We start from the raw sequence: 26,356 nt of genomic DNA on the forward strand, positions 1-26,356 counted from the left end.
TATAGCAATATTTATTATGATAAATTAATCAAAATCTTCTAATACTACTAATGCGAAAAACCACCTCTTTCGATATCTTTAGATTTATTCTCTAAAGAATCAACGACATCTTTTAAGTCGCGAATCATTAACTCTGCCAAATCAAAGCTAAAACCTCTTCTAACTAGCACTCTCATAACAACCAAATCCTCTCTATGCTTTGGCATCGAATATGCGGCTATTTGCCAACCTTTGGCACGTATTTTTTCAGAGATATCAAACAAATCATAACTCTTGCTAGCTTTAAGTGACCAACTCACGGCTGGTATACCACCTTTACCAGCATGAATAATATCAAAGATACCCATATTTTTGATTTCTTTAGAGATATACTTTGAGACATCATAACTAAGCTTATGAATATTCTTATAACCTTCGAATCCAAGTTTGACAAAATTATAGTACTGAGCAACTATTTGTCCTCCAGGACGAGAGAAATTTAGAGCAAATGTTGGCATATCTCCACCAAGATAATTAACATTGAAAATCAAATCTTGAGGTAAATATTTCTTATCGACCCAAACAACCCAACCTACCCCTAGAGGGGATAGTCCAAACTTATGTCCTGATGAGTTGATTGACTTGACTCTTGGTAACCTGAAATCCCATCTAAGCTTAGGCTCTATAAATGGTGCCAGAAACCCTCCTGAAGCAGCATCAACATGCACTGGAATGTCTATACCAGTTTCTTTCTCAAATTCATCTAGAGCTTCGCAAATAGCCTCAACAGGCTCATACTGACCTGTAAATGTAACCCCCAAAGTAGGCACAACACCTATAGTATTTTCATCACAATACTCAAGCATCGTTTCTGGTGTCATTATTAGACTCTCTTTGGACATAGGGATTTCTCTAAGCTCGATATCCCAGTATCTAGCAAACTTATGCCAACATACTTGCACAGGTCCTGTAACAAGGTTAGGCTTTGAGTAATCTTTGCCTTGCGCCTTCATCTTATCTCGCCAGCGCCACTTCATTGCCATACCACCAAGCATAGCCGCTTCAGATGAGCCAGTAGTTGAACAACCGATAGCATTTTCTGCTGAAGAGTTCCATAAGTTTGCCAGTATATTGACACATCTTGACTCTATCTCTGCAGTTTGTGGATACTCATCCTTATCTATCATATTTTTATCAATACAATCATCCATAAGTTTGTGGATAAAATCATCCACTTGAGTTTGACAAAATGTTGCCAAATTTTGCTTTGAGTTACCATCCAACATCAACTCATCTTTGATTTCTTGATATGCTTCAAAAGCATCATTTGATTTTTTTGGAATCTCAAACTTTGGTAATGATTCTTTATACAACTTGTCTTTTGTGCTCTTTTTAGCATGCAACGCCATAACTATCCCCCTAATAACTCTTACTTATAAAATTAAAATCCTGTATTTCATATAAATCTATCTTTTGATTCACAATATTTTGTGAGCAAATAGAAATTAATAACTCTTGATAGGTAAATGAAAAAAAATCCTCAGGATAGTTATTACTTACCCATTGAGTACTCTTCTTAGTAAATTTCGCATCAGAAAGCCCTCTAGCAATTCCAAGAGCATTTCTTTTCACCTGTGCTTCTTTGAGAGTCCATAATTTATAAAACTCGCTATAAACATCCTCACTATTTTCTATACTTTGATACTCCTGCTGAGTAAAATATCGCTCAGCTATCAAAAGAACATTTCTCTTTGCTGATACAATCTCAGCATCTATTCCAATCTCATTACAGGCAACAACCATTATCGCCTTGTTATGAGTATGACTTATATTAAAAAAAAATTTACTGCCATCAAGATATGGTTTACCATGCTTATATGCAAACTCTAGATTATCAATACCATAAAACCTTTCGAACACAAAGTAACGAATAAACTGTGAGAATATTTTTTGCTTATTAGTTAGCTTTTCTAAGTTGATATTTTTTTTAGAGGAAAGATAGTTTTTAAGAGTCTCAGCCTTATATTTTTCAAAGTCTAAAATAAAAGCTGAAATTTGAGACATTACAATAATTACTCCGTAGCAATCTGCGAGATTATATCTGTTTTACCAAGGATATTATTTATATACTCAACATCCTTATAGGTCAAACCACCTTGCAACTGTTTCAACCTAACATAATCCTCAACATAATTAAATATAGCATCAGCGAATGAAAGCTGCGCCTGTACAAGTATCGCCTGTCGGTTAAGCAAATCAACAATAGTCTGTGTACCAGCCTCAAAACCGTCTAATATGGCTTTTACAGAAGCGATACCTGCATATACTGATTTCCTGAAGGCATCTATTCTCACAGCATCTAAAACAACTGTTTGATATGCTTCAACAGTCCCTGCATAAACCTCTCTTTGTGTTTGAAGTAGTGCGTAATTAGCTGCTTGATTATTATAGCTTGCCTGTTTAAGCTTCGCATAATCAGAGCCACCTCTCAATAGGTTCCAATTAGCCTCACCACCAATATTAGCAACATCATATTTAGTAGGGATTTTTTCTATCTGCTGTTGATTTCCAGAAAGAGCATTTCTTGACATCAACATACCACCTGTTAGGTTAACCTTAGGAAAGAAATTACCCCACTCTATGCCAACACCTTCTTGAGCTGCTTGATATTCAAATCTCTTCTGTGCAATATCAAGATTGTACTTCTCTGCAGTATTCAGCCAATAGTTAATATCATCTGGTACAGGATTACCAAATTCAGTATCTTTTGAAATATACAGAATCGAACTAATACGTTTACCTATAAGTTTTGCCATTACTGCTTTTGCATTAATGAAGTTCCTCTGAGCACTAACTCTATCAGCCACGGCTTGACGATACTGAGCATCTGTGGTCTTGAAATCCGCATAAGATACCATACCAGAATTATATTGATACTTTTGTGTCAAATATAGCTTTTTGTTCCATGCTTCGTTCGCAAATTGGAACTGTAACGCCTGCTCTGCTCTTAGAAGCTCAAAATATGCTGTAACCGTGTCTGTAATAAGAGTTTGCTCTGCTTTTGCGTAAATCATTGCATAAGATTTTTGCAAATATGTAGCCTGGGTATATGTCTTCCATTTACTCCAATCAAAAAGTACCTGTGAACCACTAAAATTAAGATTATTTGCAGTATCATTAACCCTACCACCAAACTGATTATATAGATCTCGTCTAAGGTTATAGTTAAAATCAATTTGTGGTAACAATGCACCCAAAGCAGCTGGTACTGTTTCAACATTAGCGGCAAAAGTTGATCTAGCGGCTTGGTAATCTGCATTATGTTCAGCAGCCAACTTATAAATATCAACTAAACTATAAAACTTATCTTCAGTATTACGAACCATTGCGACTTCATCAGCCTTTTTAAGATCATAAAACTTGTTATCTACCTTGATTTCATCAGCTTTCGCATATTGCTTTTCTACACTATAGGGGTTTTGACTTATATTTGTACCAACAGGCCTTCCAGCATATTTATATTCTGGCACAGGAGTATCTTCGTTGGCAAATGCCGTAAACATCGAAAACAAACCAATAAAGCATAGAGTTAATTTCTTCATAATATTTTATCTATTATAAACATTAAAAAGAAAACTCTTTTGGTGCGTTTCTTTTACTGTTTTAGTTATAAGGTAAGCTTTGTCACACACATCAGTTCTTACAACAAAAACTAATCTACCACCAACCTCAAGAAGATCTAGCAGAGACTCATCTACCTCATTTTCTTCTACAAAATTTGATATATATATACAATTATATTTCTTGGCATTCTTTATAATGTTTGTAAGATGCTCAGCGCTATTAAATTCGACATTATAAACATCTACTTTTGCTAAATTACGTCTTGCAATAGCTAGTCTTTCTTCATCATAATCAACAAGCTCTACACTGTTACACAATTTGGCTATCAACGCTACTGGATATCCAGTTTCTAAACCAAGCTTTAATACATTATCAGTTTTTTTCATAGCTAAAGCTTCTATTAACCTAGCTGTAAACATAGGGCTTCTGAGCTCTCTATCATCTATTACAAGATTAGTATCACAGTATGCTAAAGATTGATACTCCTTGGGTAGAAAAATCTCTCTAGGGATATCCGCCATAATCTCTGCAACACCATCTAAAGAAAGACCTTCAGTGAGGACTTGTTGCTTTACCATATTCTCTCTAGCAAGCTCAAAATTCATATCATTAAATCCTATAAAATTTAAGAAGTCGATTGTAATCACAATTTAGCTTATCTGATAATATCATAATCGTATATCAATGTGAACTACAGCATATTTTAGATTTGGAAATTCACTTAAAAGAGGCTAGAATTCTATATTGATAAATACAAAGTAGATATTTAGCTAAAATAAATCAAACAACTAGCTTCTTAGTATTAAGAAATCAAAGGATAAAAACACATGAAAAGACCTGAACTATTGTCACCGGCTGGCACCTTAAAAGCTATGCGCTATGCTTTCGCTTATGGGGCTGATGCAGTATATATTGGACAACCTCGCTATAGCCTAAGGGCTAGAAATAATGAGTTCTCAAAATTAGAAACTCTTGAGACAGCAATTACTGAAGCCCATGCGCAAGGCAAAAAGATAATGCTAGCTAATAATATAGCTCCACATAATGCTAAAATCAAAACTTACATCAAAGATATAGCTCCCGTACTTGCTCTTAAACCTGATGCAATGATTATGTCAGACCCTGGCATGATTATGCTAGTTAGAGAGAACTTCCCAGACCAAGAGATACATTTATCAGTTCAAGCCAATGCTGTGAACTATGAAACTGTTAGATTTTGGCAAAAATTTGGTATTACACGCGTTGTATTATCAAGAGAACTATCTCTAAAAGAAATCGCAGAGATCAAAGAGCATGTTCCAGATATGGAAATTGAAACATTTGTTCATGGCTCATTATGTATGGCTTACTCAGGTAGATGTCTACTATCAGGATACTACAGTCATAGAGATCCTAACCAAGGTGTATGTAATAATGCTTGTCGCAATAACTACAAAGTTGCTGAAGCAAAACAAAACGAGTGGGGAGATTTCGAACCTGTTGAAGTCAAGTCAACTCTTGGTATAGGTACACCTTCAGATAAAGTAGTGCTTATAGAGAATGACAAAGAGCCAGGACAATATAACCCAATGTTTGAAGATGAACATGGCACTTACATCATGAATTCAAAAGACCTAAGAGCTATACAGCATGTAGAAGCAATGATGAAAATGGGTGTTGATTGCTTTAAGATAGAGGGTCGCACAAAATCATTTTTCTATGCTGCTAGATCTGCTCAGCTATATGATCAAGCTATCAAAGATGTTCTTGCAGGCAAACCTTTTGACATGACGCTTATGGATAAACTTGAAGGTCTCGCTCACAGAGGTTATACCGAAGGGTTCTATCGTCGCCATGTTCATGATGAGTATCAAAAGTATGAAAACTCAGACTCACGTAGTTCTACTCAGCAGTTTGTTGGTGAAATAACAAACTTCGATGAGCATACTGGCTATGCTGATATCAATGTCCGTAACAAAATGAAAATCGGCGATAGTATCGAACTTATGTTGCCATCTGGTAGTCGTGAAATAACACTAGACAATATGCTAGACAAAGATGGTAATCATATGGAGGAGGCAAAAGGTAGTGGCTATCAAGCTAAAGTTAGATTTGATAATGTCACACCTGATGATATGAAGTTTGCATTAATGATAAGAAATCTAAATCAAGATTAATATGCTAATTTATGCTGATGTTTTAAAGAAAACTTCGTATATTATTATCAATATCATAAGAAAAATACCAAAGCATCTTATTGGAGCAATTTTTCTCCACGAATCCATATACCAATTCCAGTAAGAGCTCCATATCGACTTGACTGTACTAAATATAGTTTTTAACAAATAACTTCTAAGATTTATAAATATTAGCTATTCTTTTGTTTGTGTAATTTTGACTAGAATTAACAATGAAGCCGCAATAATAGAAATAATAATCATTGTAATTGCTATTGGTAAAGAGCTAGTTGCTGGGAATAACATAGCTATGCTGCCTATAGTTCCACTAATAGCAAACTCCATAGTTCCAAATAATGCTGCTGCAACACCCGCCATTTCATAGAATGGCTCCATGCTACCACTAGCGCCAGTACCTGCGGTAAGGGCACAACCAAATGTCGCTAAGAAACACGGAGCAAAAAAGCCCCATAAACTTAATCCCCATATTTCATATATACTAAATGACAAAACACCTGCAATAAATACACACACCACACCAAGAAAGGCGGTGTTATAGACACCAAGTGCATTAACAATAACTCCAGCAAATATTGAACCTATCAGAAATGCCACCCCTGCTGAGCCAAATACAATATATATCTCTGAGATTGGATAACCTAAATAGTTGATAATATATGGTGTCATTGAAAATAATATAAAAAATGAAACCATTCCTGATACCGCTGCTAAAGAGTATGCCCAAAATTGCAGAGACTTTAACACATGTAAATATCTCGCAAAAACACTCCAAGTCATCTTTTTGCGTCTTTCTACAGGTAAGCTTTCTTTGACAAAAAATACTATTATCAAAAATGCCACAAAAGCTAATATTGCTAGAAATATAAAAGCTGAATACCATGGAAAATGTATCGCCAACTGTACACCAATTAATGGCCCAATTATTGGCGAGACTGAAATTATCGCATTAATAAAACTATATATCATCGAACTAGTTTTACCAAAAAATGCATCTCTAATAATTGCAAAAGCACATACAGATAAACCACAACAGCCTACCGCTTGGATAACCCTCGAAAATATCAAAAACTCAATATCTTGAGAAATCGCACATAAAACTGATCCAACTAAAAATATAATTGAAGAAGTTAATATAACTTTGAACCTACCGAATTGATCAGATAGCGGACCTAAAATAAGCTGACCAATACCTGTAACAACCAAAAATAAAGACAATGTAACTTGTACCATTTGCTGGGTTGTATTTAGCGCTTCGCGCATATCTGGTAGAACGGGCATATAGACATCCATAGCCAATGCAAAAGCAAAGACCATAGGACCAAGAATAAGAATAGTTTTTATTGGAGAATATTTCCACATAGAAACACCCCTTGTATTTTATTTGTAAGTAGCGGGTTATTATATCAGAATAATATAAATATGTTACTCATTTAGTATAGTAGTGCTACTGAAAGTAAAAGTATGTTTTATTCTTAACTCTCTAGCTGACAATGTTATAATAGCGCCATCAATAATTTTTGTTTAGATATGATGTATAAAAAACTCTCACTCATAATACTTATGAGTATCTTACCTATTTTGTCATTTGCCCAAGGGACAGAGTCTCTGAGTGCTGTGAGTGTTCATGCTATTGATCAGCCACTAGCTATAGCCGCAGTTGTGGTTTTTGTAATTGCTTACTTATTCGTTATGACAGAAGATTTCACAAAACTCAATAAGTCCAAACCTGTAATCCTCGCTGCAGGTATTATTTGGATACTTGTTGCAATAGTTGGAAAGTCACTTGGAGCGAACAATATTGTTCACTCAAACTTTGACCATATTATGACCGAATATGGTGAGCTCTTATTATTCTTATTAGTCGCAATGGCATATATTAACCTAATGGAGGATCGCAATGTCTTTGCCAAGCTAAAAAGCACACTACTAAGAGCTGGTTTCGGATATCTTGCTACATTTTGGCTTACAGGTATTATATCTTTTTTCTTATCAGCAGTTGCTGATAACCTAACAACAGCACTAGTAATGAGCACTGTTGTGATATCTATTGGCAAAGACAATAAAAAATTTATAACAATGGCATGTGTGAATGTAGTTGTTGCAGCAAATGCTGGAGGTGCATTCTCGCCATTTGGTGATATTACAACACTTATGGTATGGCAAACAGGCATTGTTAAATTCACTGAGTTTTTCGCAATCTTTATTCCATCATTAGTAAACTTCCTTGTACCTGCCATTATCATGAGCTTCTTTGTGCCAAAAATGGAATCTCAATCGATAATAGAAGAAAAGGTAGAGCTAAAGCGAGGTGCCATTCCCGTTATTTTACTATTTATCTTAACGATCGCTACAGCTGTATCATTTGAACATTTACTTCACTTACCACCATCTCTAGGAATGATGACAGGTTTTGGGTATGTAATGATATATAACTATATCTATGGATTGAAAATTGCTTATGAAAATAGGAATCCAAAGAAACACAAAATGCCTCCCCATGCTTTTGATATCTTTGATAAGGTCAAGGAAGCTGAATGGGATACATTATTATTTTTCTATGGAATATTAGTTTCTGTACAGGGGCTAGCCGCTTTAGGCTATCTTGGCCTTGCTTCTCAATATATTTACACAGACATGCAGTCAATTGCTCCAAGCATATTCTCTGCTCACACTCAAGCCAATACCATCATTGGTATACTTTCAGCAATCATTGATAACATACCTGTTATGTTTGCAGTACTTAGTATGAATCCAACAATGGAGCATGCCCAGTGGCTATTAATAACTCTAACTGCAGGAGTTGGTGGTAGCTTACTAGCTATAGGTTCAGCAGCGGGTGTTGCTGTTATGGGCAAATCCAAAGGTAAATATACCTTCATGGGACACCTCAAATGGACTTGGGTTATCGCCTTAGGATATTTTGCTAGTATTATTGTCCATCTTTTGATCAATCATTAGAAAAATCTAAAAAATTATTATGATACTCTCTTACTCTCTCACTATAACTTGTTGAAATATACGCAAAGCCCTTTTCTTGTAGAATTTCATATATTTTTCTTTCAGAGTTCACATCAATGTTTGAAGTTGCCTCATCAAGTAACAACAAATCATACTCCTTAACAAAAATCCTACAGAAATTGAGCTTTTGTTGTTCACCAGACGATAGAAAATTTCGCCAATCATTTATTGTATTTATATATTTGGTCAGGTAGCCAACATTTAATAATTCTAGTATCTCAATAAATCTATCATCTGATGGTAAACCTGTTTGTATTGGATAAAAAACAGCTCTCTTAAAATCATCTTCAGGATAGTAAGGCTTCTGAGGTAGTAAACAAATCTTGAGACACTTCCTAGCAAAGATAATATCTCCCTCATGACTACCACATCCTACCCCAGCAATGGCTCTTAACAAAGTACTTTTTCCAATCCCAGAATGTCCGCTTATAAGCAACCTTTCATGGTTCTTTAGCCTGAAACATATATTGTCTAACAAAAATGGCGAGTCTTGTGATTTCTGTAACGAAAAACTATTTACCTCTAAAATACTTTCTTCACAGTTTAGTAAATCTGTTTCATCATCACTCAGTTTTTCTGATGAAATTTCATGCTTTAACTCAGTAAGCCGTGACATACTAGCCCTTAGACTAGCTAATGTCTCATACACATATGTAAGATAAACCATAGGGAATATAACTTGCATTACTGCTGAGTTTACCTGCATCATCTGACCAAAACTTATCTGTTTTGCAAAATATCTAGGCAATGACAAAATTGTACCGATAATCGCATAGACTTGACTAAATAGCGTATTTACAACATCTATTTTTGCATTACGAAACATTAAACTATAGAAGTTAGTTACAATTGCTTTGAAATTCCTTCTAGAACGAGCATATTCATATCTTTCAGCGTTATAGTCTCTAACTGAAAGTCTATTATTTCTGATGGTAGATAAGTGATATCTGAAGTTAGCTTGTAACTTCTGCTTTTGATACACCAGTTTTTTCAAGGGTTTACCAACCCAAAATACTACGACTATATTCAAAAGACCTAATAAAAAAGCCACCCAAAAAAGATAGCCATAGATGGTAATATCTACACCTAAAATATTGAAAGTATAGTCTCCTGATAATCCCCACAAAACTACCGCAAATGAGAAAAAACTAAAAATACTTCTTGTAATTCCCAAAAATAATGACTGTGAATCGGTAATAAATCTTGTAACATCTTCATCAATCCTTTCTTCTGGATTATCAACCTGTTTACTTCTATAGTATGATCGTGAGTACAGCCAATTTTTAGTATAAAAATCAGTCATTGGTTTACGGATAAAAATAACAAAAAACTGCTTAACTAAATATGATAGAAAGAAGTTAAACATCATCAATGATATCAAGACTATAAAGATAATTAATTGATGTATCAGCAATGCCTTATTATATTCTTGAATTGAGTTATAAAACCCAACATTCCACGAGTTTAAGTAAACACTTAGAGCAACCCCCAAGCCCTCAAGAACCAGCAACAAAGCTACTATTGCTAGAGCTATTTTACCGTACTTACTTTTCCAGAAAAAATCAGATATATGCCAGAAATTTCCAAAAAATCTCAACATCAGCTACTCTGCCTTATACGGTACAGAGATAACCACTCTGGTAGCTGTCTTATTATCTTTTTTATCCATTGCAGCAATAGCTAGTTTAACCATTCGCGAATTTTGGTTATGTAATAAAAAGTGCCACCACTTTGTATTTACAACCTCAGGAATTATTACCACAGAATATCCTTTCTCAGGGTCTCTTAAATCATTCTTGTGTAAAATCTGCAGTACAGGTGTGATAAACGAATTATAAACTGGACGCATAACCAAGAGCTTTTCTTTAAAAGCAAGATTTTTCCACTCTGTTTTTATTTTTTCAATTTTCTTCTCATTTGCTGAAACAAATACTGGTGTTATATCATCAGAGATATTTCTCGCCAATGTCAACGCATCTATTGTACCCCGGTGAATACGAGATACTAATATAACTATCTTTGGCTTTAAGCTCTCATGTATACAAGCATTGACTATGGCCTCATCAACACTCTGCGCTAAGCTATGCTCTCTCTTGATATAATGCATTTTGATTGAATATAAGCCATACATTATTATCAATATAGCAATTATTACTATCCAAACACCTTCGAAAAACTTACTTTCAATAATAGTGATTAAGACAACAAAAGTTGCCACACAACCAAAAGCATTAACGAACGCTCTAATACCCCAGCTCTTGTAAGTACGTTTATTCTTATACCAATATTTAACCAAGCCAGCTTGACAAAGAGTAAATGCGATAAAAACGCCAAATGCATACAAAGGTATTAGCCTACTAACCTTAGCATCAAAAATAATAACTAAAATAGCTGACAGAACTGTCAAAATAAGAATACCATTTCTAAAAGCAAATCTATCGCCTAAACGCTGAAGCTGCTCAGGCAGATAATTATCTTTACTCATGATTGCAGCAAGAATAGGAAAACCTGTGAAACATGTATTAGCAGCCATAAGCAAAATTAAGCAGGTTGATGCTTGTAAAAAATAATAAAAAAAGCCATTCCCTAATACTTGATGAGCTACTTGAGATAATACGCTTTCAGAGAAGTTAGGAAGTATCTCAGTTTTTGCAGCAATAAAAGTAACTCCTGCGAACATCACTATAGACAAAAAAACCATTAATAATAGGCCAATAATAGCCTTAGATAGTCCTGGAGACTTATAAGCAGCGACTCCATTAGCATAGGACTCTATACCAGTCAAAGCAGCACTTCCTGAAGAAAAAGCTCGAAGAACAAGAGTTATTGTTAAAACACCCATCGATGCTTGCATTTGATTAAGATAGTCTTGTTGGTAAGCAAATGTCTCTAAAGTGCCTTGATTATATTGATATATACCCACTATTATCATCACAATTATTGAGACAATAAACATATATGTTGGCCATACAAATATTTTAGCTGTAGACTTTACCCCTCTTAGATTCATAATCATCAAAAAAACCAAAAAAAATAATGCTAACTTAGTGCTATAATTTTCTAAGGCTGGGAATGCTGAACTAATTGCTACCGCAGCTGTTGATACTGATACTGCTACAGTAAGTATATAATCAATAATCAATGATGCTGAGGTCAATAAAACTAATTTTTCACTAAAGTGTGCTTTTACTATTGAGTAAGACCCACCACCCTCTGGATGAGCTTTTATGACTTGAGCATAAGAAAAACCCATCAGTAACATTAATAATATAACCATCACAGATACTCCTATAGAGTACTGTGAAACAGCCGCAGCACCTGCCGTGGCTAAAACTATAAATACCTCTCCAGTGGCATAAGAGACTGAAGATAATGCATTTGATGATAATATTGCAAACCCAGCAAATAAGCCAATTTTTTGATCCTGTTGCTTTGCATTAGGAATTGGTGAGCCAAATATAAGATTCTTTATTTTCATCTACAGCCTATTCTTGTTTTTGTAAAAACTCATTAAGCTTTTTCGCTAACTCTTGTGTTCCTTTTTTCATAGCTGCTGATATCGTGTAATAATTACCTTCATAACCTATCTGTTTGACAAATTCTTGGCACCTTTCTTCTACCTCATCAGCAAGCAAATCAATCTTATTAATAACTAAAAATCTAGGCTTATCATATAGTTCTTCACTATATTTTTTAAGCTCTTTCTCAACTGCAAAATAGTTTTCTACAGGATCAGACTCGTTAAATGGACAAATATCTACAACATGCAACACGCATCTTGCTCGAGTTAAGTGCTTCAAAAATCTAAGACCAAGTCCAGCGCCTTCAGCGGCACCCTCAATAACTCCTGGGATATCCGCCATCACAAAACTATCTACACCAACCTTGACTACTCCTAAGTGTGGATACATTGTTGTAAATGGATAGTCTGCAACTTTTGGCGTAGCTTCAGATACAGAACGAATAAGTGTTGATTTTCCAGCATTTGGCAATCCTAGCAATGCAATATCTGCCAATAAATTTAACTCTAGGCGAACTTCTTTATATTCGCCTTCCTCTCCTAAGGTGAACTTTCTTGGAGCTTGATTTGTACTACTCTTGAAGTGCGTATTACCTATCCCTCTTTTACCCCCAGAAACTAGCTTGAAGATTTCACCATTATTTAGAACTTCGCCAATTTTTTTATTGGTTTCAGCATCAAATACGCTAGTACCAACCGGCACTACAAGATATAAATCTTCTCCGGCTTTACCATAGCAATTACGGCCTTCGCCAGGACGTCCATTTTCAGCGTAGTATTCTCTTTTGTAACGATAATCAATCAGAGTGTTCACATTCTCATCTGCCTTGAGATATATGCTGCCACCATGACCACCATCACCACCATCTGGTCCACCACGAGGGACATATTTTTCTCTACGGAAGCTCACACAACCATTACCACCCTTACCGGCTTGAAGCTTAATAACGACTTCATCTACAAATCTCATAACTCTATAATCTTATACTTACAAAAATGCTTATCATACATTATATATGTTCTAGCCTAAATTATCATCGACTATTTAGAAACCAGTAAATGGATTAATATCAAAACACAAATTAAAAATTTGAAAAAGTATTACAATGCTTCCCATCGCAATCACATAAATATTTGAATAATATACTTTAAGGTCTGCTCTTCTACTTAAAAATGAAGGCGTGTACACGAATATTATCACAGCAAATATTGCTGCATACTGTAAAGCGAGTATAAAACCTCTGGGATAAAAAACTGTAAATATTAAAGGCGGTATAAAGCAGATTAAGCCTAATACAATATTACCAATCTGCTTATTATAACGAGAGAATAAATCACGAATATAATGTAGTAAAGAAATTCCTACTCCAATAAAAGACGTAATAATTGCTATGTGCATAAATACATTTAATCCAACCTCTAAGGAAGCAGACTTTGAGACTTGTCTAATCTCTGAAGCAAGACCCATAGGTGTATTATTACCAGAGCTAAATAATATTTGATAGCTGTGTAAACCTTGCTGAGGAATAAGGGCTAAAGCTAAAAGAATCCATACTATATATATTACTAAAACACATAAGCTACCGATAAGTATGCTTTTTTTTAAACTTTTAACATCTCCTTTTTGATACTCATAAATAACTGGAATTATATTATGAAAACCAAAAGATGGTAATAATGTCGGCCACGCAAAAATAAATGCTGAAAAGCTAAGAGGTGCTCTCTCCAAATAACTTGTATTGACATAAAACAGCATAATCACTATAGCAACCGCAAAAAACAGAAATTTAAGCATCACAAACAATCTATTAGCATAATCACTGACTCTGTAGCTGAACATTAATGCACCAAAAATTAGTGTAAAAATAATAGCTGCTATTGCTACTGATGTCTTAGAAGAGTCACCAACACCTCCGAGTGTGGCAACTAGTGATGAGCCCTGTGTGGTATATGCAGACATAAGTGAATAAAGTAGTAACAAATAGATAATACTAAAAAATATTAGATATCCCTTAGACACTCGAGCTTGCATCATTGTTGTGAAATTAACCCCTAACGGATACTCGGCACAAACTCTCAAAAGCTTAAGAGCAGTTGTGTACATCACACTCCAGGAAAGTATTAAGAGAATTACAGCCATGGTAAAGCCACATGAAGCAACTATCAAAGGCAAAGATAGCATTCCTGCTCCAATAGTAGTACCTATTATCAAAAAAACTGAGCCGATAGATCTGGAGTTCATAAGGTTTATTATAATTTCTTATTAAGCGCTAAAATAATAACTCTATTTTAACAACTAAGCAAATAATGCTGACTTATCCAAACATTTTTTCATTATAATCTATATTCACAAAAACCAAATTTACTAATACTATGGAACTATTCTCTAAGCTACTTAATATGCGGCACTTTAAGTATGAATCCAAGAGTGGCCAAAACTCTCAAACAGGCTGGAATGGACATGGGTATGGTACTGTCATAACTCAACAAAAAGATAATTGTATATATTTCAAAGAAGAAGGTTATTTTATACTTGATAGCTCAAACAAACCTATAAATATTTCTAACGAATATATCTGGCAAAAGATAAATTCACAGCGTATAAGCTTATCTCATGCTCGATTTGGCTATAATAATCTTGTCAAACTTTTTGATTTAATACATATAGATGATAACTTATGGCAGAGTGAGCAGGCTCATGTATGTGTTGATGATTTATATTCAGCCCAACTTTACAATTTAGAGAGTGAGATTAGTCTAGTATGGAAAATATCTGGACCAAAAAAAGATGAGCTTATAAACTATAAGTATACTTTCTAGTCAGCTGGTATAAAGCGATAACCTATGGCATTCTCTGTAATAATTAATGGTTGCTTTTTACAGGCAGAAAGCTTCTTTCTTAACTGTCCAATATACACTCTTAGATACTGAGCACCATCTCCATAGCAATCTCCCCAAACCTCATGCAAAAGAGTATTCTGCATTACCAACTTACCTGAATGTTTAACTAAATAGCTCAAAATCGAAAATTCTTTTTTTGATAAGTGAATTTCTTGATTATCCAAAATAACCTTATGATCATTTAAGTCGACTATGAGATTATCAAAGCTATATACATTAGCTATTTCAAGATCTTTTTTAATAATAGCAATCAACTGTCTTCTAACTCGAGCAATCAGCTCAGGCATATCAAAAGGCTTTTTAACGTAATCATTCGCACCATTTTCTAAAGCTTTGACAACCTCTTCTGTATCATTTCTTGCTGAGACTACAATAATAGGTACGTCACTACTAACTCTTACAGCCTCAAGCCAATCTTGACCATCTTGATCAGGAAGTCCAAGATCAAGAATTACAACATCAGGATGATATTGTCCTAGCAAGCTAGTCGCTATTGAAGCTGTTGGTGCACTCTCAACATCATACCCTAGTACCAAAAAAGTTTTTTCTAAAAGCTTCTTAATTTGAGGTTCATCTTCTACTATTAGTATTTTTTTTATCATTTCTAAAGCATCTATCTTTTCTTATTGTCTAATTTTGATTGCAAAGGCAATGTAACTTTAAAAACACTTCCTTTACCCTCGCCATCACTATAAACACGTATTTTACCATTATGTGCAGTAACAATCCCTTTACATATAGCCAAACCTAAACCGTTACCATGGGTATAGCTGTCTCTTTTTTCGATTCTATGAAAAATTGTAAATATCTTCTCCATATCAGTCTCTTTCAAGCCAATACCTTGATCTTTTACTTCAAAAAGACAAGCTTCGTTACCCTTTCTTACAAGAGAAACCATTACTTCTTTATCAAAATCAGCTGTAAATTTAACCGCATTATCAACCAAATTAAGAATAACCTGCTGGAATAGGATAGGATCCAACTGTATTTTAAATGATTCACGTGGGACTATAAATTTGAATTTCTGCTTGCTATAAACTCTTTTACAAACCTGTTCAATTTCTACAAGGAAATCATTACTATCAACATCTCTTATACTCAAAGAGAGTTTTCCTGAGTCGACTTTTAACATCTGGATTATATTATCTATATAGTTATCTAATCTTTTAGACTCTGTCAAAGCTAAGTCAATCATTTCATCTTGTTGCTCTTGAGTAAAAGATTCTTTAAATGATTTAACACTACTTAAGGCTCCCATTATAGACGCTAGAGGAGTCTTTAGGTCATGAGAAACAGAAGATAGCATCGATTTTTGTAGTCTTCGCTGCTCATCTAGAACTAGAGACTTTTTCTCTTGCCTTTCAAGATTTCTTTTAAGTAGTAAGTGCGATATATGAGATAGCATGCTACTTAGAATTACACTATCTGTGACTATCCTCTCTACAGCTTCTTCTGAGCTTAGATAAACAGCTATTACGCCAAGAACTCTACTCTCTATAACTAGTGGCTCAACCGCCCAGTCCAATCCCGCAAAAGTATTAGTCCCTTTACCGCAACTATCTTTATACTTAAAACTCCACTTTGCTGCTGCTAACTCTTTTTGGTTAAAATTTGGATGTTGTGGAAATGCTGAAGATTCTAATTCACCATTTGAAACACTTAAAAATACAAAATCACACTTAAAATATTCTTCCAAAGCATTTAAAAATATTGGACGTAAATCTTTATCTAAACTTTTCTCATTAAATATCTTTGTAAATCGATATAATACAGAAATATTATTTTCTCGCTCTTGGAGAAGATTGAATGCTCTTTTTGTACGTAGAATCACATGACTAGAAAAGATAACGATAGCCATAAACAAAGCAAATGTAATTATTCCCGCTAAGCTAGATATATGAAATACAAAGTTAGGCTCCAGGTATAAATACATATATAAGAACAGTCCCACTAGAGAGGATAATATAGATGGTATCAAACCATACCTATATGCAGAAGCGGCAAGAACTAACAAGAAACAGAGAGTCTGTGATACTAGTCCAGCCATATTCAAACTAAAAAATATAAATATTCCCGATATTGCAGTTATCGAGACCGACCTTATAGTATCTAGAACTAACTCTTTTATGTTTGCCTTATTATGTGGCTGTGGCTCTTCAGCCTTACATTCTTTTTTGTTTATTGAAACAATATGGATTTGCATTCCCGTATTGTTATTACGAACAACATCATAGACAAGAGATCCAAAAAACCTATCTTTCCACTTAGGGCGTATTGACTTGGCTATAACTAAATCAGTAGCGCCTATAGACTTTGCATATTCTAGTATCGTATCAGAAATCCTATCCCCAAGAATATGCTCAATATTATAACCTAAACTATTTGCTAACATCTTATAGCGTCTAATAACAGCAAAATTTAATCTAGTCTTTGTAACTTTATTTGGTTTTTGGACAAATATAGCTATTAATCGAGCATTTAATGTTGTAGCTAAAAGTTTACCTTTACGCAGTAAACTAGGGGTTGCTTCATCATAACCACAACAAACTAATACATATGGTGATGTAGGTATCGCACTGCCATTTTGATACAACTTTCTATATTGTTGAATATCTTGACCAACATGGTTTGCTGCCATCCTAAATGTATAGTCTCTCAATATAGTTAAGTTCGTATATTGAAAGTATCTTTCTAACGCTCTATTTATTGCATCACTTTTATAAACTTTACCTTGTTTTAATCTCTTGATAAGCTCTTCTGGGCTAACATCTACAACAACAAGCTCATCTGCAGACTGCATAAAATCATTAGGAACAATTTCATTCACATTAGCCTGTGTTAATTGAGTAACTTCATAAGATAAGCTAGCAATATGCTGAATATTTATCGCAGTATAAACAGAAATGCCTTCGTCAAGAAGCTCTTCAATATCAATATATCTTTTTTTATTTCGCGATATCGGCAAATTTGAATGTGGTAATTCATCGATTATTACTATATCTGGCTTTCTTGCTTTTATTGCATCTATATCAAGCTCTTCAAACACCTTACCCCTATATGTCACTTTTTTAAGTGGCATTACCTCTAATCCCTCTAATAGCGCTTGCGTATCAGCTCTACCATGACTAACAAGAAGCCCAACTACCACATCTTTATTATCTTTTTGTAGAGCTCTAGCATTATTAAGCATCGCATAGCTTTTACCAACACCAGGGGCATAACCTAAAAAAATCTTTAGCTTACCTTTCTTAGATTCTTGGCTTTTATTTGCTAGATTTAGTAGTGCATCTACTTTTTGCTGATTATCCATAGAGGCCTTAAGCAATGCTATTAAAGTTGTTGAGAATATTCACAGAATATAATTATATCAGACTAGATATACCTTGAGAATTTTTACCTATCAGTTGTAAAAGAGCTATATTTAATGGTAAAACATTTACAGTAGCCACATTAAATAGATGCTCTTTAGTATTCTCTTTGATAAGTTTATTAACCTGATCTATAGAAAGGTTATTCTTTTGAGCTATATATGCTGATTGATATATCGCAGCTTGCAGACTTATCTCTGGATCAACTCCACTACCAGATGCAAAAACTAAATCTTCTGGAATAGGCTTAACACCATACTTAGCTTGTAAGTCTTTAATTCTATTTTTAACATCTTGTAACTGTGTCTGATTATTAACTGCATAATTAGTACCACCCGTAGCTAACGGATTATATCCTGATGCTGATGGTCTAGACTGGAACAAATTATCTGGCATAGTTTGCCCAATCAGCTCTGAACCGACTACATTACCATTATAATAAACTTGTGATCCTGTAGCTTGATTATGTGCGACACCATATCCAATTGCCATTATAAAAAATGGATAAACTAAACCAAGCACAATGGTAAGGAAAAACATCGCCATAAAAGATTTAAATAAGTTTTTCATAAGATTAACTCCTTGCTTAAACTATATGCATAGCTGTTATAAGCATATCTATCAGCTTAATAGCTATAAAAGGTACTATCACACCACCTAAACCATAATATAGAAGATTTCTTCGTAATAAGGTTTGTGATGATGCTACAACATTCTTCACGCCCACCAATGCCATAGGTATCAGAAAGATAATGATTAGAGCATTAAATATAACTGCTGAAAGTATTGCACTTGTTGAAGAATGTAACCCCATAAAATTAAGCGCACCAAGACTAGGAAATGCTGTCACAAATAGTGCTGGAATCACCACAAAATACTTAGCAATATCATTAGTTATACTAAATGTTGTCAATGCTCCTCTAGTTACAAGTATTTGTTTACCAATTTTAACTATTTCAATTATCTTCTTAGGATCTGAATCTAGATCAACCATATTACCAGCTTCTCTAGCTGCAGACGTCCCTGTTGCCATAGCGATACCAACGTCCGCCTGCGCAAGAGCTGGGGCATCATTGGTACCATCTCCACACATTGCAACTGTTTTGCCGTCTTTTTGTGCTTTGATTATAAAATCTAGTTTATCCTGAGGAGATGCTTGAGCAACGAAATCATCAACACCCGCCTCTGCAGCTATCGCAGCGGCTGTTAGTGGGTTATCTCCTGTTATCATAACAGTTTGCACACCCATTTTACGTAGCTCTTCGAAGCGCTCTTTAATATGTGGCTTTATAACATCTTTAAGATGAATTACACCCAAAAGCTTATCTTTATGAGCCACTGCTAGAGGAGTCCCTCCTTGCTCTGATATCTGCTCTGTTACTTTTCTAAACATTTTTAGAAGGCCTTTATCAAGCTTATCTTTAAGATAATTTTCTATTGATGAAATCGCCCCTTTTCTTACTTCAAGACTTTGGTAATTTATACCACTCATTCTTGTATATGCTGAGAAAGGTATGATTTCAGCTTCAGATATATCTACAGAGGATTGTTTAAACCCAAAACGCTGTTCTGCTAACTTAACTATAGATTTACCTTCTGGTGTTTCATCAACAAGTGAACTTAACCAAGCAGCATGCGCTAACTCATCTGGAGATGTTGCTCCTAAAGCAATAAAATCCGTAGCAAAGCGATTGCCTAGAGTTATCGTACCTGTTTTATCCAAAAGTAATAAATCAATATTCCCAGAAGACTCAACAGCTCGCCCAGATAATGCCACAACATTAAACTTTAGAAGTCTATCCATACCAGATATACCAATAGCTGACAGTAGGCCGGCTATTGTAGTTGGTATCAATGTCACAAAAAGTGCAATCAAAACAACAGCTGATAAAACTGTATTACTATACATTGCCATGCCATATAAAGAGCAAATAGCAAATATAAAGATTAGTGTTAATCCTGACAATAAAATAGTTAAGGCAATCTCATTTGGAGATTTAAGACGCTTTGCTCCCTCAACAAGTTCTATCATTTTATCCAAGAAGCTCTCACCTGGATTAGATGTAACTCTAACTTTGATAGCATCTGAAAGAACTTTTGTGCCTGTAGTCACAGCAGAATTATCAGAGCCGGCTTCTTTAACAACAGGTTCAGATTCACCAGTAATAGCAGATTCATCAATTGTTGCCATTCCTTCAATAACATCACCATCACAAGGAATTAGAGTATTTGCTTCAACAATGACAGTATCACCAATCTTTAAACTCTCTGCATCTACTTTTGTGACATTACCATCACTTTCAACTCTTAATGCAAAAAGCTTAGATTTTGCAGCTTTTAGAGTATCAGCCTGAGCTTTACCTCTTCCTTCAGCAATACCTTCAGCAAAGTTTGCAAATAATATTGTAAACCATAACCATATTACAACCTGTAATGTAAAGCCAATATCTTGTTTATGCACAATTTCTGAAACTAGATAGAGTGTACACAAAATAGTCACAACTTCGACACAGAACATTACTGGATTTTTGATCATCTGACGAGGATCACATTTTGTAAAAGACTTCTTTATAGCCGGAACTACAAGTTCTTTTGACAATAAATTAGGAGATTTTTTTGTACTCATAACTATCACCGATTAGAAATTTAAATTTAGTTGATCTAATATTGGTCCTAAGCTTAAAGCTGGGAATATAGTTAGGCCACCTATTAGCACTATTGTGAAAAACACTAAGACCGAGAAAATAAAACTAGTTGTATCAAGTGAGCTTATTTCACTCATTTGTGAACTACGTTTTTTCTTAACTAATGATCCTGCTAGCATCATTACAGCAAATATTACCCCAAAACGTCCAATAAGCATACTCAATGCTATTGTAATATTCAGATAGCTAGTATTTGCTGCTAAACCTGCAAAAGCACTACCATTATTATTAGATACTGAGATATAAGCATAAAGTATCTCTGAAAAACCATGCGCACCACTATTAGTTAATGCCTGATGCACACTTGGAATAACTGCTGCCAAACCTGTAAATACTAATACACAACATGGTGATATAAGTAGAGCAAACATTGTCCATTTCATATCATTAGCTTCGATACGCTTACCCAAAAAGCTTGGTGCTCTACCTATCATCAGTGATCCGATAAATACAGCTAACATCAAGAACATAAAGAAACCATAAAATCCAGCACCAATACCACCAAAGATAACTTCTCCAATAGCCATATTCAGCATCGCCATCATGCCACCTATAGCAGAGTAACTATCCATGACACTATTTACACCGCCATCTGAAGCAGATGTTGAAACAGTGTTATATAAAGTTGAGTTAAATATCCCAAAGCGAGTCTCTTTACCTTCCATATTTGATAAATGACCAACCTGACCATAGATATCTTGGATATTTTTGCTATGTAAAAAATCTAAGCCATGAAGCTCTGATATTGTCATAACCATTAGAGATATCACAAATAGTACTAACATTACTGCAAATATCATCCAACCTTGCTTGGTGTTGCCAACCCACTTACCAAAGGTATAAGTTAATGCCGCAGCTATAGCAAATATTGAAACCATCTGAATATAGTTTGTAATTATAGTTGGATTCTCATAAGGATGAGCAGAGTTTGCATTAAAGAAACCTCCACCATTTGTACCTAAAGACTTAATAGCTTCTTGTGATGCTATAGGTCCCTGAGCAATGATTTGATCACTACCAGCTAAAGTATGTACATGTAAATATGCCATAATGTTTTGTGGCACGCCTTGGAATATATATACAATAGCGATTATGATAGATATTGGCAGTAAAATCCAAAATATAGCTTTACCCAAATCATTCCAAAAGTTACCAACTTTATTAGCCTCATGCCTTGCTACAGACCTTATCAAGACTATTGCAACGCATAACCCAACTGCTGCTGAAACAAAGTTCTGGACAGCAAGGGCAAGCATCTGTGAGAAATAGCTAACACCTGTCTCACCACTATAGCTTTGCCAATTAGTGTTCGTAACACAACTTACAGCGGTATTAAATGCTTGAGAAAATCCCATTCCCTTAATTCCTTGCGGATTAAAAGGTAGTAGACCCTGCAAAAGTAATACCATAAAAACAAAGATAAACGCCATAATCGAAAAGCTTAGTAAACTAAAAAAATAACTTTTCGCTGATTGTTCTTTTTTTGAGCTCTCGCCAAGTATTAATAGATATACTCTTTGGAAAGGCTTTGCAAACCAATCAAGCCATGTTCTCTCATTATTAAATACTTTAAATATATAAGTTCCTAGTGGTTTAGTAATAATCACTAATGTAAATATAAAAACCACAAACAAAATAAAATTATAACTCATAGCTATACTCTCCTATAAGCTAAAATTTCTCTGGATATATAAGCGTAGCTGTCATATATATCGCCAAACTTATCATTGTAATTGCTGAAACAATAATCATATCAACCTCTTTAAACATATATTTTTTAGGAGATAGATTATAATTTCAAGTGATATAAAGATTCTATTATGAACTTTAGCAAAGGTATAAAAATTTTATAAAAATTAGTTACTTGCTTACAATTACTTTGAATTTAATTTGTTAAAGTCCACATTAGCTTGTTCAATCTTATTTTGATTTTCTTCTACCCAACGTATTATGTTTTTCGTATGAATTAGTAAAGATTTTCCAAGATCTGTAAGAGAATAAAAGACACTAGGTGGAACGGTAGGTTCAACCTCGCGAAATACTAATCCACATCTTTCTAGTTCTCTAAGCTTTAGCGATAATATTCTTGGGGATATTTCTCTAAGGTCTCTCTGAATCTGACTATATCTTTTAGTGCCATCTTCAAGTATTGATATTAATATAATACTCCATTTATCACCTATTAAACCTAAGATTTCTCTAAAAGGTTTACAAGAATCTTTAGAATATCCATCTTCAGTTACATTTTTGTTAGTAGCTATCATAGTTGTGCATTCTTGTTTTATTTGGTAAATACAGTGATAATTATAAGTGTATATTTTTTTAACCTCAGGCATGGAAATAAAATGAAAAAAGTACTACATATTAGATCAAGTATTAAAGAAGAAAATTCAGTTTCAAGAAAAATTGGTGATGATTTAATTAGCCATTTGAAAAGCAGTGACAAGGTGAAAGTTTCAGAGAGAGATCTTGTAGATAATTCTGTAGAACATATAAATCCAGACTTTATTAATGCCATGGCAAATAATAATCAGGATAGACTTGCTACCTCAAACAAGCTTATAGAAGAGCTTTTTGAAAATGATATTATTGTTATTGAATCGCCTATGTATAACTTTAGTATCCCTTCAACACTAAAATCTTGGATTGATAATATAATGATTGCAAGAAAAACATTCTTATATACACAGAATGGACCTGAAGGCTTAGTAAAAAATAAAAAAGCTATCCTTGTTCTTAGTAAAGGAAATATCTATAGTGAAGGAGCTGCAAAACCTTTAGATTTTCAAGAAAACTATTTAAAAACAATTCTTAATTTTATTGGTATAAATGATATAACTGTGATCTGTGCTGAAGGAGTTGATTTAAATGCTGAAACACGAGAAAAATCTTTAAAACAAGTTGAGCAACAAATAAAAGGTTTAACCCTTTAATAAATATAGAGAGTTGTATGAGGAAGTATATATCATTAGGAATATTAGCCACTCTAATACCTACAATATTATTAGCAAATAAACAAGATAATCCCGTACCAGAAATAATACCTAAATCTAATATTATCAAATGTAAATATAATGAAAAAAATGTTAACACTGTAATTGATTTTGAGAATGCTGTATTAAATGTAATATTTAATAAAGGTAGTGTAGATGAGGTCTCTAAATATTTAGGAAAAACATATATTCAACATTACCCTTCAGCAGAGGATGGACCAGATGGTTTAATTACCTATCTTAAAGGACTTGGTGATAAAAAAGTATTTACACGGGTTGAGACAAGAAAAGTATTTTCCTGTAATGATTATGTAATATTAGAAAATATTTTTTACTCATCAAAAAAAGATTTAGGAACAGCTGCAATTAACACATTTAGAGTAAAAGATGGAAAGATTATCGAACATTGGGAGCTTATGGAACCTATTCCAAAAGAAGCTAAAAATAATAATGGTATATTCTAGATCTCTATTTAGTTATGCCTTAGAATAATACTCTTTATTTCTTTTAATTTTTTTCTCTTCTGCAATAGCTACAAACATCATTAGCACGAAACATACAATCGCAGCTAAATATAATGCTATAAAAGTTCCATACCAACCATCAAATCCAAATAGACTAATTTTTTTATCGGCAATCATACCCAAGCCAAGTTTAGCAAAACTATCGCCTAGCAAGTAAGCAAAAGTACCTTTTATACCATCTGCTACTGCAATCCCCTGTTTTGGAACAAATCCCACAGCAGCTACACCTATAAGAAGCTGTGGCCCAAACACACAAAATCCTAAAAGAAACATAACCGTTAAATATACATACTGATTAGTAGCGGACTGATATAAGAAAATTAAGATGATAGTAGCTATAAGACATATAATGGCTGTCAATCCACGTCTACCATTAATAAGATCTGATAGTAATCCCCATAATAATGTCCCAGTTAAAGCTCCTGATTCAAATAATGCGTAACTCCATGCCGAAGTTTCTTTTGTAAAACCCAAAACTTCATGAGCGTAAACAGGTGACCATTGATCCACACCAATTCTAACTACATATAGAAAGACATTTGCAAAACACAAAACCCAGATTATCTTATTAAAAACCACATATTTCTTAAAAATTTCCCACTTTGAAATTTGTACTTTTTTAACATAAGCATCTTCTTCACTAATAGGTTCATCAAATATTTCTTCAACAGGTCCAAGACCATATGATTCAGGAGAGTCATTACCAACCCTCAATCCAATAAAACCAATAATCAAGCAAAGAACTGATGGAAATATAAACATACCAACCACATTACCATCAAAGACTACATGTGCCCCAAAAAGTGCTACAGCCGCAGCTAATGCTCCACCAATATTATGAGACATATTCCACAGTCCCAAAAAAAATCCTCTTCTATTTCTAGGCGTCCATTTAGTGATAGTAGAATAACTACAAGAGCCTCCCGGACTTTGAAAAAAACCACTCATAGCATAAAAGGCAATCATAAGAAATATACTATATGTACTACTGCCTAGGCTTAGGCCAAAGCCTATCATACATATTGCAGATAATATAAGCATAAAAGGCAATACTTGCTTAGTATTTTTACCATCAAAGTAATAAGTTGTCACAGTCTTACCAAGACCATAAGTAATTGAAAAACCCAAACCAATCAGTCCTAAATCAGTAAAAGAAAGACCATAATCTTGAATCATATCATTCTGAGCTATATTAAAATTCTTACGAATCATATACATACTAAGATAGCCTATAAATACGACTAAATATGATTTAATAAATTTATTTAACCAAATTTTCTTTCTTATTTCTTTAGATAATTCCATAGTAGGAATTCTTTGTTGCTCAAATATTTTTGACAGAATCATAGTACATAAGTTATAAATATAAATGTCAGGAGATTATAGATGAAAGTTGCTGTTTAATATAGGTGACATAAGTATTTAAATTTGTTAGTTATAAAAACACAAAGCCCCATATATTTATGAGGCTTTTTGTATTGCTTATCACGATAAGTCTTTGATATTTGAATAAGATGGCGATTACCTACTTTCACCTGGCCGGAGCC

Annotated in this window: 21 protein-coding genes; 5 read left to right on the forward strand and 16 right to left on the reverse strand. The window is 34.1% G+C overall.

Annotated elements, in window-relative coordinates:
* Positions 1–47: 47 nt before the first annotated feature.
* The 4 genes from F3D59_RS06335 to F3D59_RS06350 are packed head-to-tail and all read right to left on the reverse strand — an operon-like array spanning position 48 to position 4,208.
* Positions 48–1,388 carry a glutamate decarboxylase gene (locus F3D59_RS06335; RefSeq protein WP_150464214.1) on the reverse strand — a complete coding sequence of 447 codons (1,341 nt, stop codon included), beginning with the start codon at positions 1,386–1,388 and terminating at the stop codon, positions 48–50.
* A 10-nt stretch (positions 1,389–1,398) separates the two neighbouring features.
* Complete coding sequence (locus F3D59_RS06340; RefSeq protein WP_150464215.1) at positions 1,399–2,043, reverse strand: 4'-phosphopantetheinyl transferase family protein; 645 nt, start codon at positions 2,041–2,043, stop codon at positions 1,399–1,401.
* A gap of 8 nt (positions 2,044–2,051) precedes the next feature.
* Positions 2,052–3,581 carry a TolC family protein gene (locus F3D59_RS06345; RefSeq protein WP_150464216.1) on the reverse strand — a complete coding sequence of 510 codons (1,530 nt, stop codon included), beginning with the start codon at positions 3,579–3,581 and terminating at the stop codon, positions 2,052–2,054.
* A gap of 6 nt (positions 3,582–3,587) precedes the next feature.
* Entirely contained in the window at positions 3,588–4,208 is a 621-nt protein-coding gene (locus tag F3D59_RS06350; RefSeq protein ID WP_150464217.1) for a protein-L-isoaspartate O-methyltransferase family protein, read from the reverse strand.
* Positions 4,209–4,430: 222 nt separating this feature from the next.
* Between F3D59_RS06350 and yegQ the strand changes: the two genes are divergently transcribed.
* Complete coding sequence (yegQ, locus tag F3D59_RS06355; RefSeq protein WP_150464218.1) at positions 4,431–5,759, forward strand: tRNA 5-hydroxyuridine modification protein YegQ; 1,329 nt, start codon at positions 4,431–4,433, stop codon at positions 5,757–5,759.
* A gap of 195 nt (positions 5,760–5,954) precedes the next feature.
* On the opposite strand, the gene F3D59_RS06360 is transcribed toward yegQ, so the two are convergent.
* A complete protein-coding gene (locus F3D59_RS06360; protein WP_150464219.1) occupies positions 5,955–7,139 on the reverse strand; it encodes a multidrug effflux MFS transporter in 1,185 nt (394 codons plus the stop codon).
* A gap of 171 nt (positions 7,140–7,310) precedes the next feature.
* On the opposite strand from F3D59_RS06360, the gene nhaD reads away from it, so the two are divergent.
* Complete coding sequence (nhaD, locus tag F3D59_RS06365; RefSeq protein WP_013922270.1) at positions 7,311–8,738, forward strand: sodium:proton antiporter NhaD; 1,428 nt, start codon at positions 7,311–7,313, stop codon at positions 8,736–8,738.
* On the opposite strand, the gene F3D59_RS06370 is transcribed toward nhaD, so the two are convergent.
* The 4 genes from F3D59_RS06370 to F3D59_RS06385 form a co-directional block, all read right to left on the reverse strand.
* Positions 8,728–10,398: an ABC transporter ATP-binding protein/permease gene (locus F3D59_RS06370; protein ID WP_150464220.1), complete on the reverse strand. Its 1,671-nt coding sequence runs from the start codon at positions 10,396–10,398 to the stop codon at positions 8,728–8,730. The two genes, nhaD and F3D59_RS06370, sit on opposite strands and share 11 nt — an antisense overlap.
* Positions 10,399–10,401: 3 nt before the next feature.
* Complete coding sequence (locus F3D59_RS06375) at positions 10,402–12,276, reverse strand: APC family permease (protein ID WP_146420952.1); 1,875 nt, start codon at positions 12,274–12,276, stop codon at positions 10,402–10,404.
* Positions 12,277–12,283: 7 nt separating this feature from the next.
* Positions 12,284–13,288 carry an Obg family GTPase CgtA gene (gene cgtA / locus F3D59_RS06380; RefSeq protein ID WP_149368915.1) on the reverse strand — a complete coding sequence of 335 codons (1,005 nt, stop codon included), beginning with the start codon at positions 13,286–13,288 and terminating at the stop codon, positions 12,284–12,286.
* 75 nt (positions 13,289–13,363) lie between these two features.
* Positions 13,364–14,560, reverse strand: coding sequence for an amino acid permease (locus F3D59_RS06385; protein ID WP_150464221.1), 1,197 nt, complete (start codon positions 14,558–14,560; stop codon positions 13,364–13,366).
* Between the two features lie 131 nt (positions 14,561–14,691).
* On the opposite strand from F3D59_RS06385, the gene F3D59_RS06390 reads away from it, so the two are divergent.
* A complete protein-coding gene (locus F3D59_RS06390; protein WP_150464222.1) occupies positions 14,692–15,138 on the forward strand; it encodes a DUF6314 family protein in 447 nt (148 codons plus the stop codon).
* On the opposite strand, the gene F3D59_RS06395 is transcribed toward F3D59_RS06390, so the two are convergent.
* The 6 genes from F3D59_RS06395 to F3D59_RS06420 form a co-directional block, all read right to left on the reverse strand.
* Positions 15,135–15,821 (reverse strand): response regulator transcription factor, encoded by a 687-nt coding sequence (locus F3D59_RS06395; RefSeq protein WP_150464223.1) that lies wholly within the window; start codon positions 15,819–15,821, stop codon positions 15,135–15,137. The two genes, F3D59_RS06390 and F3D59_RS06395, sit on opposite strands and share 4 nt — an antisense overlap.
* Positions 15,822–15,832: 11 nt before the next feature.
* The gene (locus tag F3D59_RS06400) at positions 15,833–18,529 is read right to left on the reverse strand and encodes an ATP-binding protein (protein ID WP_150464224.1); all 2,697 of its coding nucleotides are present in this window, start codon (positions 18,527–18,529) and stop codon (positions 15,833–15,835) included.
* Positions 18,530–18,581: 52 nt separating this feature from the next.
* Positions 18,582–19,157 (reverse strand): potassium-transporting ATPase subunit C, encoded by a 576-nt coding sequence (locus F3D59_RS06405; RefSeq protein WP_150464225.1) that lies wholly within the window; start codon positions 19,155–19,157, stop codon positions 18,582–18,584.
* Between the two features lie 16 nt (positions 19,158–19,173).
* The gene (gene kdpB / locus F3D59_RS06410) at positions 19,174–21,213 is read right to left on the reverse strand and encodes a potassium-transporting ATPase subunit KdpB (protein ID WP_004286908.1); all 2,040 of its coding nucleotides are present in this window, start codon (positions 21,211–21,213) and stop codon (positions 19,174–19,176) included.
* 12 nt (positions 21,214–21,225) lie between these two features.
* Entirely contained in the window at positions 21,226–22,944 is a 1,719-nt protein-coding gene (gene kdpA / locus F3D59_RS06415; RefSeq protein WP_150464226.1) for a potassium-transporting ATPase subunit KdpA, read from the reverse strand.
* Positions 22,945–23,166: 222 nt separating this feature from the next.
* Positions 23,167–23,556, reverse strand: coding sequence for a winged helix-turn-helix transcriptional regulator (locus tag F3D59_RS06420; RefSeq protein WP_146420961.1), 390 nt, complete (start codon positions 23,554–23,556; stop codon positions 23,167–23,169).
* A gap of 81 nt (positions 23,557–23,637) precedes the next feature.
* Between F3D59_RS06420 and F3D59_RS06425 the strand changes: the two genes are divergently transcribed.
* Positions 23,638–24,225: an FMN-dependent NADH-azoreductase gene (locus tag F3D59_RS06425; RefSeq protein ID WP_150464227.1), complete on the forward strand. Its 588-nt coding sequence runs from the start codon at positions 23,638–23,640 to the stop codon at positions 24,223–24,225.
* Between the two features lie 17 nt (positions 24,226–24,242).
* Positions 24,243–24,749, forward strand: a complete 507-nt coding sequence (locus F3D59_RS06430; protein WP_150464228.1) for a nuclear transport factor 2 family protein — start codon at positions 24,243–24,245, stop codon at positions 24,747–24,749.
* A gap of 12 nt (positions 24,750–24,761) precedes the next feature.
* Here the strand turns inward: F3D59_RS06430 and uhpT are convergent, their stop codons facing one another.
* Positions 24,762–26,156 carry a hexose-6-phosphate:phosphate antiporter gene (uhpT, locus tag F3D59_RS06435; RefSeq protein ID WP_146420964.1) on the reverse strand — a complete coding sequence of 465 codons (1,395 nt, stop codon included), beginning with the start codon at positions 26,154–26,156 and terminating at the stop codon, positions 24,762–24,764.
* Positions 26,157–26,356: the final 200 nt, after the last annotated feature.

This window comes from Francisella sp. XLW-1, assembly GCF_008711455.1.
GTDB classification, from domain to species: domain Bacteria; phylum Pseudomonadota; class Gammaproteobacteria; order Francisellales; family Francisellaceae; genus Francisella; species Francisella salimarina.

What these genes read in the sequence shown, in the direction of transcription:
- F3D59_RS06335 (WP_150464214.1), bottom strand. Translation starts at nt 1,388, where the DNA reads ATGGCGTTGCATGCTAAAAAGAGCACAAAAGACAAGTTGTATAAAGAA.
- F3D59_RS06340 (WP_150464215.1), bottom strand. Translation starts at nt 2,043, where the DNA reads ATGTCTCAAATTTCAGCTTTTATTTTAGACTTTGAAAAATATAAGGCT.
- F3D59_RS06345 (WP_150464216.1), bottom strand. Translation starts at nt 3,581, where the DNA reads ATGAAGAAATTAACTCTATGCTTTATTGGTTTGTTTTCGATGTTTACG.
- F3D59_RS06350 (WP_150464217.1), bottom strand. Translation starts at nt 4,208, where the DNA reads ATGAATTTTGAGCTTGCTAGAGAGAATATGGTAAAGCAACAAGTCCTC.
- yegQ (WP_150464218.1), top strand. Translation starts at nt 4,431, where the DNA reads ATGAAAAGACCTGAACTATTGTCACCGGCTGGCACCTTAAAAGCTATG.
- F3D59_RS06360 (WP_150464219.1), bottom strand. Translation starts at nt 7,139, where the DNA reads ATGTGGAAATATTCTCCAATAAAAACTATTCTTATTCTTGGTCCTATG.
- nhaD (WP_013922270.1), top strand. Translation starts at nt 7,311, where the DNA reads ATGTATAAAAAACTCTCACTCATAATACTTATGAGTATCTTACCTATT.
- F3D59_RS06370 (WP_150464220.1), bottom strand. Translation starts at nt 10,398, where the DNA reads ATGTTGAGATTTTTTGGAAATTTCTGGCATATATCTGATTTTTTCTGG.
- F3D59_RS06375 (WP_146420952.1), bottom strand. Translation starts at nt 12,276, where the DNA reads ATGAAAATAAAGAATCTTATATTTGGCTCACCAATTCCTAATGCAAAG.
- cgtA (WP_149368915.1), bottom strand. Translation starts at nt 13,288, where the DNA reads ATGAGATTTGTAGATGAAGTCGTTATTAAGCTTCAAGCCGGTAAGGGT.
- F3D59_RS06385 (WP_150464221.1), bottom strand. Translation starts at nt 14,560, where the DNA reads ATGAACTCCAGATCTATCGGCTCAGTTTTTTTGATAATAGGTACTACT.
- F3D59_RS06390 (WP_150464222.1), top strand. Translation starts at nt 14,692, where the DNA reads ATGGAACTATTCTCTAAGCTACTTAATATGCGGCACTTTAAGTATGAA.
- F3D59_RS06395 (WP_150464223.1), bottom strand. Translation starts at nt 15,821, where the DNA reads ATGATAAAAAAAATACTAATAGTAGAAGATGAACCTCAAATTAAGAAG.
- F3D59_RS06400 (WP_150464224.1), bottom strand. Translation starts at nt 18,529, where the DNA reads ATGGATAATCAGCAAAAAGTAGATGCACTACTAAATCTAGCAAATAAA.
- F3D59_RS06405 (WP_150464225.1), bottom strand. Translation starts at nt 19,157, where the DNA reads ATGAAAAACTTATTTAAATCTTTTATGGCGATGTTTTTCCTTACCATT.
- kdpB (WP_004286908.1), bottom strand. Translation starts at nt 21,213, where the DNA reads ATGAGTACAAAAAAATCTCCTAATTTATTGTCAAAAGAACTTGTAGTT.
- kdpA (WP_150464226.1), bottom strand. Translation starts at nt 22,944, where the DNA reads ATGAGTTATAATTTTATTTTGTTTGTGGTTTTTATATTTACATTAGTG.
- F3D59_RS06420 (WP_146420961.1), bottom strand. Translation starts at nt 23,556, where the DNA reads ATGATAGCTACTAACAAAAATGTAACTGAAGATGGATATTCTAAAGAT.
- F3D59_RS06425 (WP_150464227.1), top strand. Translation starts at nt 23,638, where the DNA reads ATGAAAAAAGTACTACATATTAGATCAAGTATTAAAGAAGAAAATTCA.
- F3D59_RS06430 (WP_150464228.1), top strand. Translation starts at nt 24,243, where the DNA reads ATGAGGAAGTATATATCATTAGGAATATTAGCCACTCTAATACCTACA.
- uhpT (WP_146420964.1), bottom strand. Translation starts at nt 26,156, where the DNA reads ATGATTCTGTCAAAAATATTTGAGCAACAAAGAATTCCTACTATGGAA.